General features: G+C 66.2%; 13 protein-coding genes and 1 pseudogene. All 14 read right to left on the bottom strand.

Features of this window, described 5'->3' with window-relative positions; genetic code table 11:
• Nucleotides 1–4: 4 nt before the first annotated feature.
• On the bottom strand, nt 5–1,189 hold the full coding sequence (locus P7F68_RS03795; RefSeq protein WP_002935748.1) for an O-succinylhomoserine sulfhydrylase: 1,185 nt from the start codon (nt 1,187–1,189) through the stop codon (nt 5–7).
• A gap of 51 nt (nt 1,190–1,240) precedes the next feature.
• Nucleotides 1,241–2,797, bottom strand: coding sequence for an amidophosphoribosyltransferase (gene purF, locus P7F68_RS03790; RefSeq protein ID WP_002923800.1), 1,557 nt, complete (start codon nt 2,795–2,797; stop codon nt 1,241–1,243).
• 10 nt (nt 2,798–2,807) lie between these two features.
• A complete protein-coding gene (locus tag P7F68_RS03785; protein WP_002923799.1) occupies nt 2,808–3,299 on the bottom strand; it encodes a CvpA family protein in 492 nt (163 codons plus the stop codon).
• A gap of 9 nt (nt 3,300–3,308) precedes the next feature.
• Nucleotides 3,309–4,019, bottom strand: coding sequence for an SPOR domain-containing protein (locus P7F68_RS03780; RefSeq protein ID WP_002935750.1), 711 nt, complete (start codon nt 4,017–4,019; stop codon nt 3,309–3,311).
• Nucleotides 4,020–4,029: 10 nt separating this feature from the next.
• Nucleotides 4,030–5,343 (bottom strand): bifunctional tetrahydrofolate synthase/dihydrofolate synthase, encoded by a 1,314-nt coding sequence (gene folC / locus P7F68_RS03775; RefSeq protein WP_002923797.1) that lies wholly within the window; start codon nt 5,341–5,343, stop codon nt 4,030–4,032.
• 8 nt (nt 5,344–5,351) lie between these two features.
• Nucleotides 5,352–6,230, bottom strand: a complete 879-nt coding sequence (gene accD, locus P7F68_RS03770; RefSeq protein ID WP_002935755.1) for an acetyl-CoA carboxylase, carboxyltransferase subunit beta — start codon at nt 6,228–6,230, stop codon at nt 5,352–5,354.
• Nucleotides 6,227–7,048, bottom strand: a complete 822-nt coding sequence (trpA, locus tag P7F68_RS03765; RefSeq protein ID WP_002923795.1) for a tryptophan synthase subunit alpha — start codon at nt 7,046–7,048, stop codon at nt 6,227–6,229. Before trpA ends, accD begins: the two co-directional genes overlap by 4 nt.
• A gap of 42 nt (nt 7,049–7,090) precedes the next feature.
• Nucleotides 7,091–8,302, bottom strand: a complete 1,212-nt coding sequence (gene trpB / locus P7F68_RS03760) for a tryptophan synthase subunit beta (protein ID WP_277830831.1) — start codon at nt 8,300–8,302, stop codon at nt 7,091–7,093.
• Nucleotides 8,289–8,912, bottom strand: coding sequence for a phosphoribosylanthranilate isomerase (locus P7F68_RS03755; RefSeq protein WP_002935756.1), 624 nt, complete (start codon nt 8,910–8,912; stop codon nt 8,289–8,291). The genes trpB and P7F68_RS03755 overlap by 14 nt, the downstream gene beginning before the upstream one ends.
• On the bottom strand, nt 8,913–9,710 hold the full coding sequence (gene truA / locus P7F68_RS03750; RefSeq protein ID WP_277830827.1) for a tRNA pseudouridine(38-40) synthase TruA: 798 nt from the start codon (nt 9,708–9,710) through the stop codon (nt 8,913–8,915).
• On the bottom strand, nt 9,707–10,351 hold the full coding sequence (locus tag P7F68_RS03745) for a CbiQ family ECF transporter T component (protein ID WP_277830825.1): 645 nt from the start codon (nt 10,349–10,351) through the stop codon (nt 9,707–9,709). Before P7F68_RS03745 ends, truA begins: the two co-directional genes overlap by 4 nt.
• Before the next feature lie 61 nt (nt 10,352–10,412).
• On the bottom strand, nt 10,413–10,679 hold the full coding sequence (locus P7F68_RS20015) for a FimV C-terminal domain-containing protein (RefSeq protein WP_479683681.1): 267 nt from the start codon (nt 10,677–10,679) through the stop codon (nt 10,413–10,415).
• Between the two features lie 2,229 nt (nt 10,680–12,908).
• A pseudogene (locus tag P7F68_RS20010) lies at nt 12,909–13,595 on the bottom strand (type IV pilus assembly protein FimV); the annotation flags it as partial.
• Between the two features lie 259 nt (nt 13,596–13,854).
• On the bottom strand, nt 13,855–14,988 hold the full coding sequence (gene asd, locus P7F68_RS03730) for an aspartate-semialdehyde dehydrogenase (RefSeq protein ID WP_002923783.1): 1,134 nt from the start codon (nt 14,986–14,988) through the stop codon (nt 13,855–13,857).
• Nucleotides 14,989–15,000: the final 12 nt, after the last annotated feature.

Below are 15,000 nucleotides of genomic sequence, written 5' to 3'. Positions count from 1 at the left end.
GCGCTCAGCGCGCCAGGCCGCGCGCCAGGTCTTCCTTGATGTCGTCGACGTGCTCGAGACCGACCGCCACGCGCAGCAGGCCGTCGCCGATCCCCGCGCTGGCTCGCGCCTCGGCGCTGATGCGGCCGTGAGTGGTGGTCGCAGGATGCGTGATCGTGGTCTTGGTGTCGCCCAGATTGGCCGTGATCGAGATCAGCCGGGTCGAGTCGACCACCTTCCAGGCGGCATCGCGACCGCCCTCGACGTCGAAACTGACGATTGCTCCACCCGTCTTCTGTTGGCGCATTGCCAGTTCGTGCTGGGGGTGAGAGCGCAAGCCAGGGTAGTACACCCGCGCCACACCAGGCTGGGCTTCGAGCCATTTCGCCAACTCCAGCGCGCTCGCCGACTGCGCCTCCATGCGTACGCGCAAGGTTTCAAGACCCTTGAAGATCACCCAGGCATTGAAGGGCGACAGCGTCGGCCCGGCTGTGCGCAGGAACTTGAACACCTCATCGGTAACGAGCTTGCGGCCCGCCACGGCCCCGCCCAGTACCCTGCCCTGGCCGTCCAGATACTTCGTCGCCGAATGCACGACGACATCCGCACCGAAGTCGAGCGGACGCTGCAAGGCCGGTGAGCAGAAGCAGTTATCGACGGCCAGCAGCGCCCCGGCCTCGTGTGCGATGTCGGCCACGGCCGCAATATCGACCACTTCGGTCAGCGGATTCGAGGGCGTCTCGGTAAAGAATAGCCGTGTCCTCGGCTGCGTGGCATCGCGCCAGGCATCGAGGTCGGTGGTCGGGACGAAGGTCGTTTGAATGCCGAACCTGGAAAGGATGCCGCCAAACAATTGCTGCGTGGCCCCGAACAAACCATTGGACGCGACCACATGGTCGCCCGCCTGCAGCGTCGCCATTGCGAGTGCAAGAATCGCCGACATTCCGGAGGCAGTCGCTACACAGCCCTCTGCGCCTTCAAGCGCAGCAAGCCGGGTCTGCAGCGCACTCACTGTCGGGTTCGAGAAACGGGCATAGACATAGCCCTCCTCCTCACCCGAGAAGCGCGCCGCCGCCTGTGCTGCGTTCTCGAACACGAAGCTGGAGGTCAGGTACATCGCCTCCCCATGTTCTCCGAACTGGCTGCGCTCGATGCCCGAACGCACGGCGAGCGTGTCGGGGTGAAGAGAATGCGGATCTGGAAGGCTCATGTTCGCTGCAATGGGATGTTCAGGAGGCTTGCGTGCAGGGCGTCAGCAGGCTCAGTGGTCGCCAGCGGAGGCGAGATTGAGGTCGAGCTGGCCACCCTCGCCGCCCTCGCCGTCGTCGCCATGGTCGCCGGCATCACCCTTGCCCGCCGCGGGCTCGCTACGCTGATTCTCGACGCCGTTCAAATACTCGGCCGTGATGTCGCCGGTAATGTAGCTGCCATCGAAACAGGACGTCTCGAAGAAGCTAAGGGCGGGATTGAGCGCCCGCACGGAAGCCTTCAGATCGTCGAGATCCTGGTAGATGAGGCCGTCAGCCCCGATCTCGCGGCAAATCTCCTCATCGTTGCGATCCGAGGCGATCAGCTCACCGCGCGTGGGCATGTCGATCCCATACACATTGGCATAGCGCACGGGAGGCGCCGCAGACGCGAGGTAGACCTGGGTCGCGCCAGCTTCGCGCGCCATATTCACGATCTCCTTGCTCGTGGTGCCACGGACGATCGAGTCGTCAACCAGCAACACGCTCTTGCCCTTGAACTCCTGGTGAATCGTGTTGAGCTTCTGGCGCACAGACTTCTTGCGCGTCGCCTGGCCCGGCATGATGAAGGTGCGCCCGATGTAGCGGTTCTTGACGAAACCCTCGCGGAAGGGCAAGCCCAGGCGATGCGCCATCTGCATGGCCGACGGCCGGCTCGAGTCCGGGATCGGGATCACCACGTCGATGTGCACCTTGGGCATGGTCCGCTTCATCTTGTCGGCCAGGAACTCGCCCATCTTCATGCGCGACTCATAGACCGACACGCCGTCGATGATCGAATCGGGTCGCGCCAGGTAGACGAACTCGAACATGCATGGTGCGTGCACCGTCTTGGCTGCGCACTGGCGGCTGTGGAAGCGCCCCTCGATATCGACCAGCACGGCCTCGCCCGGCGCGACGTCACGCAACAAGCGGAAGCCCAGCACATCGAGGGCGACCGACTCGGAGGCGACCAGCCACTCGCTGCCCGCAGCCGTGTCGTTGCGGCCGATGACCAGCGGTCGGATCCCGTAAGGATCGCGGAACGCCAGCAGCCCGTAGCCGGCGATCATGGCAACGACCGCATAGGCACCACGGCAGCGCCGATGCACGCCGGCCACTGCGGTGAAGATCGCGTCCTCGTCGAGCTTGAGCCCCTTGCTCGCTGCCTGCAGTTCATGTGCCAGCACATTCAGCAGCACTTCGGAATCGCTGCTGGTGTTGATGTGGCGCAGGTCCGAGAGGTACATCTCGCGCTTGAGTTCGTCCGCATTGGTCAGGTTGCCGTTGTGCGCGAGCAGCAGCCCGAACGGCGAGTTGACGTAGAAAGGCTGTGCCTCGGCCGCGTTGTAGGCCGAGCCCGCGGTCGGATAACGCACATGGCCGATTCCCCAGTTACCGGTCAGGTTGCGCATGTTGCGCGTACGAAAGACGTCGCGCACGAGGCCCGAGCCCTTGTGCATGTGAAAGCGCCCGCCCTCCGAGGTAGCAATGCCCGCCGCATCCTGGCCGCGGTGCTGCAGGACCTGCAGTCCATCATAAAGAAGCTGGTTGACCGGAGAAGTCGCGACGACACCGAGAATTCCACACATGGAGGTATGCCTATCTGAATCGAATCTTGTCGGCCACCTCGTCGGGCAGCCAGGGTTTTGCAGCAATCACGGCCGATTCCATCGGCGCCGAAAACAGCGCCTGCGACCACCAGGGCTCGCGCGCCACGCCCGCGATACCGCCGACCAGGACGACGACGAACGCGACCGCAAGCCCGCGTGCAACGCCGAACAATGCACCGAAGAAGCGGTCCGTCGCCCCCAGGCCGGCAGCGCGCAACAGCTCCCGCAGCAGGTAGCGCAGCAAGGCCGCGATCAGCAGCACTGCAACCACCACCAGCGCGCCGCCCGCAACCTGCCTCCACACCGGCTCCACGATCATGCCGGTGAAGAACGCCGCTGCCTGTTCGTTATAGCGCCAGGCCGCAAAAAGTGCTGCCACCCAGGCCAGCAGGGCGACAACCTCGCTCACCAGCCCTCGCCACATGCCGATCGCAGCCGAAAAGCCGAGCACACCCAGGAAGACGTAGTCGAACACTGTCATGGCTGCGGCTCAACGCGGCTGCAGGACGGCCTGATGGCCCGACGCCTTCAGGCGCGCGGCCACCGAGTCGGCTGCCTGCCGGCCCGTGATCGGGCCGACGCGTACTCGTGTCACGCTGCCCGAGCGCTCGGTGAAGGCCTGGAAGCCCTGCGCCTTGAGTTCATCGGCAAGGCGGGCAGCCTTGGCGGCATCGCTGAAGGCGCCGACCTGGATCACGAAGGCCTCGCCACGTGGCGGCACGGGCTGGCCCGAAAGGATCGCACGCACCCTCGCCTCCTCGTCGGCATCGGTTGCCGCTCGGCTTGGCGCCGGCTTTGCCGCCGGCGATGCCTCCTGGCGCACCGGCGGCGCCTGAGGCGCTACCGCAGGCGGCCGCGCTGTCGTGGCAGGCGCAGGCGGCGGAGCCGCAGGCGTTTTCTCTGCAGGGGGCGGCTCGACCGGATCGACCGCAACCAACTGCGGGCCATCGGCGGCCACATCGTCATCCTCGGATACGGCAGGTGGCACGGCCGCCACAGACTCCGCGGGAGCAGCCGGCCGCTTCAGCGCAGGGGCTGCGGCCCGATCGGGGATCGTGATCTGGATGTCCTGCACCGAAGGGTGCGGCTCCGGGTCCATCATCATGGGCAACACGATGGCAGCCAGCAAGGCGAGCGCAACCGCGCCGACCAGACGTCGGCGCGCGCGCTTCTTGATATCCAGGTTGTCAGCGTCACTCACCGGGAGAACCTCATCGCTGGCGTGCGGCCTTGATCGCCGCAAGCACATCGGCCACTGTCAGGAACGAGCCAAAGACGACGATTCTATCACCCTCGGCTGCAGCATCTTGCGCTGCAGCAAACGCAGCAGCCGGCTGTTCGTAGCAACGGATATCGCCCGCACCGCCAGCCGCGCGCACACGTGCGGCAAGGTCTTGTGCCGAAAGGCCGCGCGCGCCGGGCAGGTCGGCGAGCAGCCAGTGGTCGACGCGCCCAGCCAGACGCTCGACCACCCCCTCGACGTCCTTGTCTGCCAACATGCCGAGCACGGCCCATGTTTCCGGAAAGAAACCCATGCTGCCGAGGTTCTCCGCCAGCACACCCGCTGCCTGCGGATTGTGCGCGACGTCGAGCACCACCGCCGGGCGCCCCGGCAGCACCTGAAAGCGCCCGGGCACCTCGACCAGCATCAGTCCCTGACGCACATGCTGCATGGACACGGGCAGCCGCGCACGCAACAACTCGAGCGCGGTGATGACCGCAGAGGCGTTGAGCAACTGGTTGGCACCGCGCAAGGCCGGATATGCCAGCCCGCCACGCTTTACGAGACCGCCCTGGGCACGCGGCCGCTCGTAACGCCAGTAGCCCCACTGCTGGCGGTCACCACCAAAACCGAAATCCCGACCGCTGATCCACAGCTCTGCCCCAATGGCCGCTGCATGGTCCACCAAGGTCGCAGGTGGTTGGGGGTCTCCGCACACGGCCGGACAACCCGTGCGGAAGATACCCGCCTTCTCGTAGCCAATCGCCTCGCGCGAATCGCCGAGGAACTCCATGTGGTCCATTGCCACGCTGGTCACGATCGCGCAGTCGGAATCGAAAAGGTTGACCGCATCGAGCCGGCCACCCAGACCGACCTCCAGGACGATCACATCGAGCCCTTCGCCCGCCAGCACCGACCACGCCGCGAGCGTGCCATGCTCGAAATAGGTCAGCGGCGTGTCGCCGCGCACCGCCTCGACGGCGGCAAAGCCTTGCACCAGGCGCTCGTCGTCGACATCCCTGCCGTCGATGCGAACACGCTCGTTGTAGCGCAACAGGTGGGGCGATGTGTAGCAACCGACGCGATAACCTGCCGCCAGCAGAATGCCCTCGAGCATCGCACAGCACGAGCCCTTGCCGTTGGTACCGCCGACGGTGATGACCAAGGCCTCGCTGCCTGCAGCCATCGCCTGCTGGACCTTGCGCACACGCTCGAGACCGAGCTCGATGCGTTGCCCATGGCGCTGCTCGAGCAAGGCCAGCCAGCCCTCGAGGCTGGCTGGCAGCCCCGGATCCGCAACCACCGCAGGCCTCACGCCGAAACCGCGTCCGCAGGCTGGCGCGTCAGCATGGCAAGCACGCCTGCGATCTCGTCGCGCATCTCGCGTCGATCCACGATCAGATCGATCGCCCCTTTGTCGAGCAGGAACTCGGCGCGCTGGAAGCCTTCTGGCAGCTTCTCGCGCACCGTTTGCTCGATGACGCGCGGGCCGGCAAAACCGATGAGCGCGTTCGGCTCTGCGATCACCACGTCGCCCATGAAGGCAAAACTGGCGGACACCCCCCCCATTGTGGGGTCGGTCAGCACGGTGACGAAGGGCAGCCTGCGCTCGGCAAGACGCGTGATCGCAGCCGTGGTCTTGGCCATCTGCATCAGCGACAGCAGCCCCTCCTGCATGCGAGCACCGCCCGAGGCGGTAATGCAGATGAAGGGGATGCGCTGCTCGTAGGCACGCCTGGCGCCGCGCACGAAGCGCTCACCCACGACCGAACCCATCGAGCCGCCCAGGAACTCGAATTCGAAGCAGGCCACGACCACCGGCAGGCTCTTGATTGCGCCCTGCATCACCACCATCGCGTCTGCTTCGCCCGTGTCGGCGGTCGCGGTCGACAAGCGCTCCGGATACTTGCGCGAATCCTTGAACTTGAGCGCATCGACCGGCGTCACCTCGGCACCGATCTCGACCCGCCCCTCGGCGTCGAGCAGCACGTCGAGCCGCCTGCGCGCGCGCAGGCGATGGTGATGCCCGCACTTGGGGCAAACGCCCAGGCTGCTGTCGAGGTCCGAACGGTAAAGCACCGACTCGCAGCCTTCGCACTTGCTCCACAACCCCTCGGGAATCGACTTGCTGCGCGCGGACACTTCGCCGCGCTTGATCTTGGGCGGCAGCAGCTTTTGCAACCAACTCATTGAGTCACTCCTTTACCGGTGGCGAGGTCGTCAAGCGCGCAGCGGATGTCGCGCATGAAGGCGGCAACGCGTGCAACCTCCTCGCCAGGGTTGTTCTCGATCTCTTCGATGATGCGGCTGCCGATCACCACCGCGTCGGCCACTGCGCCAACCGCGCGCGCACTCTCCGCATCGCGGATGCCGAAACCGACGCCCACCGGCATGCCGACGGCCGCGCGGATGTCCGGAATGCGGCGCGCAACCTCCTCGACGTCCAGCTTTGCGCTACCGGTGACGCCCTTGAGCGAAACGTAGTAGATGTAGCCGCTGCCGGCAGACGCGACGTCCGCATAGCGCTGCTCGGACGAGGTCGGCGCGAGCAGGAAGATCGGATCGAGGCCACCGGCCTTGGCCGTGGCGGCAAAGCCGACGCACTCCTCTGGCGGGTAGTCGACCACCAGCACGCCATCGACCCCGGCTTCGGCCGCGGCACTGACGAAGCGCTCGGCCCCCATGGCCTCGATCGGATTGGCATAGCCCATGAGCACCACCGGCGTGGCGGCATCGGTTGCGCGGAACGCCCGTACGATCTCGAGCACCTTGCGCAGGCTCATGCCCTGAGCCAGGGCACGCTCGGATGCGCGCTGGATGGTCGGGCCATCGGCCATGGGGTCGGAGAACGGAACACCAAGCTCGATGATGTCGGCGCCCCCGTCGACGAGGGCCTGCATCAGCGGCAGGCTCAACTCAGGACTCGGGAAGCCGGCAGTGACGAAGGGGATCAGCGCCTTGCGGCCTTCGGCCTGCAGGCGCTGGAATACGGTCTGGATTCTTGACATGTCTCGATCACACAGCGGGCCACCATGGCGGCCCGCGTTGGTTCAGAACTCGATACCGGAACGCTCGGCGACGGTGTGCATGTCCTTGTCGCCACGGCCGGACAGATTGACGAGCAGGACCCGGTCCTTGGGCAGGGTCGGCGCCAGCTTCGCGGCATAAGCCAGCGCATGCGAGGACTCGAGCGCAGGAATGATGCCCTCGAGCCGGCAAAGATCGTGAAAGGCCTTGAGTGCCTCGTTGTCGGTGATGCCGACATAGGCGGCACGGGCGCTGTCCTTGAGCCAGGCATGCTCGGGACCGACGCCAGGATAGTCGAGCCCTGCCGACACCGAGTGCGTCTCGATGATCTGTCCGTCCTCGTCCTGCAGCAGGTAGGTACGATTGCCGTGCAGCACACCCGGCCGACCAGCCGTGAGCGAGGCCGAGTGGCGACCACTGTCGAGACCGTCGCCCGCCGCCTCGACACCCACGAGCTTGACGCCGGGGACGTCGAGGTAAGGATGAAAGATGCCCATCGCGTTCGAGCCGCCACCGACGCAGGCGATGACGTAGTCGGGCTGGCGCCCCGCCATCTCCGGCATCTGCTCGATACACTCCTTGCCGATCACCGACTGGAAGTCGCGCACCATCATCGGATACGGATGCGGCCCCGCAACCGTGCCGATGATGTAGAACGTGTCGGCGACGTTGGTGACCCAGTCGCGCATGGCCTCGTTGAGCGCATCCTTGAGGGTCTTCGAGCCGGACTCGACCGGCACCACGGTGGCACCGAGCAGCTTCATGCGATAGACGTTGGCCGCCTGGCGCTTGACGTCCTCGGCGCCCATGTACACCACACACTCCATGCCGTAGCGCGCGGCCACGGTGGCGGTGGCGACACCGTGCTGGCCGGCGCCGGTCTCGGCGATCACGCGCGGCTTGCCCATGCGGCGGGCCACCAGGGCCTGGCCGATGCAGTTGTTCACCTTGTGCGCGCCGGTATGGTTGAGGTCCTCGCGCTTGAGGTAGATCTGTGCGCCGCCGAGCAGACCCGACCAGCGCTTGGCGTGGTAGATCGGACTCGGACGACCGACGTAGTGCTTGAGTTCGTATTCGAACTCGGCGATGAACTCCGGATCGGCCTGGCAGGCTGCGTAGGCTTCGCGCAGCTCGGCCAGTGCGGGCATCAGCGTTTCTGAAACGAAGACGCCCCCGTACGGGCCGAAATGCCCGCTCGCGTCGGGAAACTCGTAAGGCGTGTCAGCCATCTGCATGTCGAACTCCGGCTATGAAGGCAGCGATCTTCGCCGCATCCTTGATTCCCTTTTCACTCTCGACCCCGCTCGACACATCGACCGCCCACGGGCGCAGTCTGCGCACCGCGTCGCCGACGTTGTCCGCATCCAGACCGCCGGACAGCACAAGCCGGCCGCCGAACCCGGGAGGGATCAGCGACCAGTCGAAAGTCTTCCCGCCGCCACCATAGCCATCGACGAACGCGTCGACCAGAATGCCACTGGCGCCGGGATACGAAGCTGAGAATTCTACCAGATCGACCCCGGGGCGCATCCGCGCGGCCTTGATCCAGGCCCGCCCGAAACGCGCACACTCGGCCTGCGCCTCATCGCCATGGAACTGCAGCAACTGCAAAGGCACGCGCGCCAGCACGGCTTCGACGTCCGCCGCCGCTGCATTGACGAACAGACCGACGGAACTCACGAAGGGCGGCAACAGGGCAACCAGTTCGGCCGCCTGTTCGATGCCGACTGCACGCGGACTGGGCGGATAGAACACGAAGCCGATGGCGTCAGCCCCCGCGTCGACGGCGGCGCGCACGTCTTCCGGCCTTGTCAGGCCGCAGATCTTGATTCGGGTACGGGGCATTCAGGCGAGGGGTAGCTGGGGCAGCGCGATGATACGCCCATCGTCCGGCAGCGGCCAGCGCGACGGGTAGCTCACGCCGCACAGGTAAAGCCCGTCAGGCGCAAAGGTGGGCGCAGCCCCCCGACGATCGCAGGACTCGAGCAACTCACGCATCCAGGGCACGGGATAGCGCCCCTTGCCAACGTACACAAGCGCACCGACAAGATTGCGGATCATATGGTGCAGGAAGCCATTGGCACGAAAATCGAACAGCAGGTAATCGCCTTGCCGGGAAACCGCCGCCTCATGCATCAGCCGCACGGGCGTCTTCGCCTGGCAGCCGGCGGCGCGGAAAGCGCTGAAATCATGCACGCCCACCAGGCACTCCGCGGCGGCGGCCATACGAGCCTCATCAAGCGGCAGGTGGAACCAGCCTACCCTGCCCGCAAGTAGCGCCGGGCGCGTCGGCGTGTTGTGCAGGATGTAACGATAGCGCCGGTCGGTGGCGAGAAAGCGCGCATGAAAGGTGTCGTCGACCTCCACTGCCCAGCGCACCACCACCGCCGCTGGCAGCAAGGCATTGACGCCGCGGACCCAAGCGCTCGCCGGACGATGCGCATCGGTGTCGAAATGCGCAACCTGCACGCTGGCGTGCACCCCGGTATCGGTACGGCCGGCACAGTGCAGCCGCACCCGCTGCGCCGCAATCTGGCCAAGCGCAGACTCCAGCACGTCCTGCACGGTACGCCCGTGCGCCTGACTCTGCCAACCACAGAAGGCATCGCCGGCGTACTCCACGCCGAGCGCAATTCGCTTCATGCCACACTCCACCAGATCAGCGCCGCGAACACAGCGATCGCAACCAACCCATCGACCAACCCCAGGTGTTCTCGCAGGATACGCACCGATTCGCTGTCGCCTCCGCCCTCGTCACGCGCAGTCGTATCCGCTCGCCCACGCTCGCACTCGTCTTCCAGCCAGTGCCTCCAGTCACCGTGCTGAGTGCCGCGCGGACTCGCCTCGACCAGGCGCAGGACGAGCAGCAGCCGCAAGGCGAGCCGCTCGGGCGGCACGCCGAGCACACGCAGGGGCGAGGCAAGCGCATGCAGGCCACTGACCAGGCGCTCGATCGGCAACCGCTCGAGCAGCAACGCGACCGCACACACGACTGCGAGCAGGCGCCCCGCATGAAGCAAGGCGAGCATCGCACCTTCACGGCTGGGCCCCAGTCTCGGCCAGTCGACCCACAAGGCCTCACCAGGGGTGAACCAGGCAAACAGGACCACGATGGCGAGGAGCAGGATGCGGACACGCCGCACCAGCCTCCATGCACGTACGCGCGCCCACAGCAGTGCAGCGCACGCACAGGCAAGGACGGCAAGGCCGAGCGCGGATATCGGCAACAACTGCACCGAAGCAACCGCGGCCAGCCAGAGAAGAAGGATCAGGCCTGAATGCATCTTCGTAAACGAACCGGGCCGCTGCAGGCTGGCCCGCAGCGGCCCGTCACATGAGCCAGCCTCAGCCGAGGCGGGCGATCATCTCCTGCGCCGTCCGCTGTTGCCTGGACGACCCCTCGCCGAGCACCTCCTGGAGCAGTTCGAGCGCGCCTTCGTTGTCGCCCATCTCTTCGTAGGCACGCGCGAGCTCAAGCTTGGTCTCGGCCTCCTCGTTATCGGCTTCATCAGCCGCCGCCTCGACGACCTCGGGCAGCGGTTCGTCTTCGACCGCCTGCGGGCGCGGTTGGCCGATGTCGGTGGATTCTGCCTCGAAAGGCACCGCTGTCATCTCCGGCACACCCTGATCGTCGAAATTCTCCAGATCGAGGTCGATCGAGGTCAGGTCCAGCCCAGCTGGCCCCATGGTTGCCGGGATATCGGTTGCAGAAGGCGTATCGATATCGAAGTCGAACTCGAGCAGGCTGCTGTCGAAACTCGTCTTCTCGAGATCGACGATGCGCTCGTCGCCCTGCACCTCGCGCCCCTCGACACTCGAGACACCCTCGGCATCCGCCGGGAACGCCTCATCGCCGTCACCGGATGCCGGGAGGCTAGAAGCGACGACGGTGGCGTTCAGGTCGAGCAAGCCGGATGCGGGCGGCTCGGACTCCATGTCAGGCAACTCGAACTCGAGCCCGCTGACCAAGCCATCGGTGCTCTCGAACTGGGTCGCGGTGGCATCGCTGGCAGTCGGCTCGGGGAGATCGCCAAGCTCGGGCTCCTCCTCCACCTCAAGCGCGTCAGCAGCACCAGCGGGCGGCTCGGCTGCCGCTGCGGGCACTTCAAAATCGCCGATATCCAAGTCGAACACCAGCCCACCGTCCTCCTCCTGGCGAGCCTCGACCGCCGCAGCCTCTGCCGCAGGCTCACCGGACACCGCCAGATCGAGCGAAGCGACGTCCTGCACCTCGTCAAGATCGAGTTCGAAATCGATCACCTCATCGTCGATCTGGAGCGCGGCCTGATCCTCCTCGACGGAGGCTTGCGGCGGCAGGGTGTCGGGCAGCTCACCTTCGGCATTGGTGAGACGACTCAAGTCGCCCGGAACCGTCCAGGTGTCGCGCAGCTGGGACTGACTGGGCTCAACTGGAGACGAGATGGTGAAATCGAGCGCGGACAACTCCTGCGCGGCCTGCTCCTGCTGATCGCCAGCAGCGGCAGACGGCACCTCTTCTGCCTTGACCGCAGCCGTCGCCAGAGCCGCTCCTGCTGCTGCCAGCGCGACGCCCTGGTCGACCGGCGCGCGCGCACCGCCGTGCTGAGTGGGCGCATCATCCAGCGCCGTCGCAGGTGCAGGTGCCGACGCTGCTGCCGGTGCCGCTGTGGCAGTGTAAAGCGGATTATCGGGATCGAGCTTGCGCCCCATCGCCGCGGCCTTCTCCCAATCGCGGCCGTTGCCAGCGCTCTGCGCGTACAGCTCGGTCGCCACGGTCTCGAACTGGCGCGCGCTGCGTCGCTGCGCGTAGATTTCCAACAGCTTGAGATGAATCGCCGTGCGAGCCGGATCGGCCTTGAGCGCGTCAAGCAGAATCTCCTCCGCCTGAGCATCGCGACCGTAGGCCATGTAGACGTCAGCCTCCGCCACTGGATCGACCCCCTCGTCGGCGTCGATCGCGGATAGTCCGGATTGGCTGAAATCCGTGTGCATGATGCTCGTGGCGCCCGTATCCACGCTCTGCCCGCCGCTACCGAAGACGACCTGGCTGTTGCCACCCAGGGCATCGGCGTCGAGCGCCGAGGAAGCAGCCTGGATTTCCGCCTCCTTGCGCCGCTGACGAAGCTTCAAGCCGAGCAGCGCCAGCAACAGTGCGAGTACGCCACCACCCCCTGCGAGCACCGCGGGATCAGCCATCAGGCTGTCGACAAGACTGGGCTGCGGCGCAGGCGCTGCCGGCACGACGGCAGGTGCGGGGCGTTCGGCTGCAGCCGGCGCGGAGACCGGCGCCTGGTCGGGCTGGTCCGAGACGGCTGCGGGCGCGGGTGCGGGTGCAGGCGCGGGTGCGGGTGCCGCCTCCTGCGCCACCGGCTCGGCGGGCGCAGCCCCTTCCTCGTCGCTCACAGGCGCAGTCTCGCCCTTCGCCTCGGCTTCGTCCTGGACGGTTGCCGGCAAGGTCTCGGTGACGGCACCCGGCGCAGTCGCCGACTCGGCCGCGGGCGCAGCCTCGGCCTGCTGCTGCAGCTGCCCCATCGTACCGCTCTGCAGTTCGAGCAGCTGCTGCAGATCGCGAATACTCTTCTCCAGTTGCGCCAGCCGCTGATTTGCCTCTTCCAGCGCACGCTCGCGAGACCCGAGCTCTTCCTCGAGCGCAGACAGGCGGGCCTGGGCGTCACTGTCTCCACCACCGGTCTGCGTCCGTGACACACGCACCTGGTCGCCAGCCTGCTCGACCCGGGCGGCCTCCTCCACGCGCGGCGTGATCCGGCCCACGCTCTCTTGTTCGGTACGAGCCGTCACGGGCGCCTGCTGGGCGGCCGAGCGCGCAAGTCCGCGCCGGTAGGCCTCGAAATCGGCGGACTGGGCACGGATCTCGCGCCTTGCCTCGGCAGCGTCGATCGCGCGCACCGCATCCGCCCCCGGCAGGGTCAGCACGGCACCGCTGCGCAGGCGGTTGATGTTGCCGTCATCGAAGGCCTGGGGATTGGCACGCAGCAAGGCAACGAGCATCTGGTCCAGCGTCGATCCCGGCTGGGCGTAAGCGGTCGCGATACGGTGCATCGTGTCGCCGCGGCGCACGGTATAGGTACCGGAAGGCGCGCGTACCGCAGCCGCCCTTTGAGCGGGCGCTGGGGCTGCTTGCGGGCGCGGCACTGGCGCTGCTGCCGGCGTGTCCACGCTCGCCGCCAACGGGCGCGGCGCAGCGATATCGACCGGATCGAGCAGGAAGGTGTACTCGCGTACGAGCCGCCCGGCCCCCCAGTCGAGCTCGACCAGCAGATCCACGAATGGGTCGTTGACCGGCTGATCACTGGTCAGTCGCAGCACCGGCCGCCCGCCACGCGTATCGACACTGACACGAATCGCGCTCACCGCACTGCCATAGGTCAGATTGGCCTGGCGGAACGCATCGGCTCAAGCGATACGTGCATTGAGGGTCTGCAACTCCTCTGCAGTCGCGCTGACCTGGATCTCGGCCCGTAGCGGCTGCCCTAGGCCGCTGTACACGTTGATTTGCCCAAGCCCCGCAGCCTGGGCGGCAAACGGCATGGCTGCGATCGAGAGGGCAATCAGGGACGCCCGGAGCGACTTTGTCATAGTGTGTTTCAAACCGCGTTTCCCCCGAAGCTGAAGTCGACGGTCAATAGCGCCATGGAATTGCCTAGGAATTTAGCATTTTCCGCGACTTCCCGCATGCCGGGGCCGCACTTCGACGAAACAGACGTGACCGAATACCTCATTCCCGCGCCCCCTCACAAACAAAAAGGGGGCAAGCGCCCCCTTTCTTAACGTCACTGACGAGCAAATCTTAACGCTCGAGCAGGATGCGCAGCATGCGGCGCAGCGGCTCTGCCGCGCCCCACAGCAACTGGTCGCCAACAGTGAAGGCGCCAAGGTACTCGGGCCCCATCGCCATCTTGTGCAGGCGGCCGACCGGAATGCCCAGCGTACCGGTGACGGCGGTCGGGGTGAGCTCGCGCTCGGTGGTCTCGCGATCGTTGGGCACCACCTTCACCCACGGGTTGGCACCCGCGATGATGTCGGTGATCTCGTCGAGCGGCACGTCCTTCTTGAGCTTGATGGTCAGTGCCTGCGAATGGCAGCGCATCGCGCCGATGCGCACGCACAGGCCGTCGATCGGGATCGAGCCCGGGCTGCGGAAGGCCGGGTTGCCCAGGATCTTGTTGCACTCGGCGCCGCCCTTCCACTCTTCCTTGCTCTGGCCATGCTCGACCGGTACATCGATCCAGGGGATCAGGCTACCGGCGAGCGGGGTATTGCGGAAGTTCTTCTTGGGGAAAGCGTCCGAGCGCATGGTCTCGGCGACCTTGCGGTCGATCTCGAGGATGGCCGAGGCCGGATCGGCGAGCAGATCCTTGACCGAGTCATGAATGGTGCCCATCTGGCTGATGAGTTCGCGCATGTTCTGCGCGCCGGCACCCGAGGCCGCCTGGTAGGTCATCGCCGAGATCCACTCCACCAGACCATGCTTGAACAGGCCGCCCAGGCCCATCAGCATCAACGACACGGTGCAGTTACCGCCGATCCAGTTGCGCCCGCCCTTGGCAAGTGCAGCATCGATGACGTTGCGGTTGACCGGGTCGAGAATGATCACCGCGTCGTCATTCATGCGCAGCGCGGAGGCCGCATCGATCCAGTGGCCATTCCAGCCCGTGGCGCGCAGCCTGGGGAAAACGTCCTTGGTGTAATCGCCGCCCTGGCAGGTGATCACGATGTCGCAGGCCTTGAGCGCGTCGATGTCGGTCGCGTCCTGCAGCGGCGCAGCCGCCTCCTTGCCGCCGAAGGACGGCGCCTTGCCGCCAGCGTTGGAGGTGGAGAAATAAACCGGCTCGATGAAGGCGAAGTCGCCCTCTTCCACCATGCGCTGCATCAGCACGGAACCCACCATGCCGCGCCAGCCAACCAGACCAACTCGATTCATGTTCATCACTCT

The organism is Thauera mechernichensis (assembly GCF_029588855.1).
Taxonomy (GTDB): Bacteria; Pseudomonadota; Gammaproteobacteria; order Burkholderiales; family Rhodocyclaceae; genus Thauera; species Thauera mechernichensis.
This window is presented reverse-complemented; position numbering and strand designations above follow the sequence as displayed.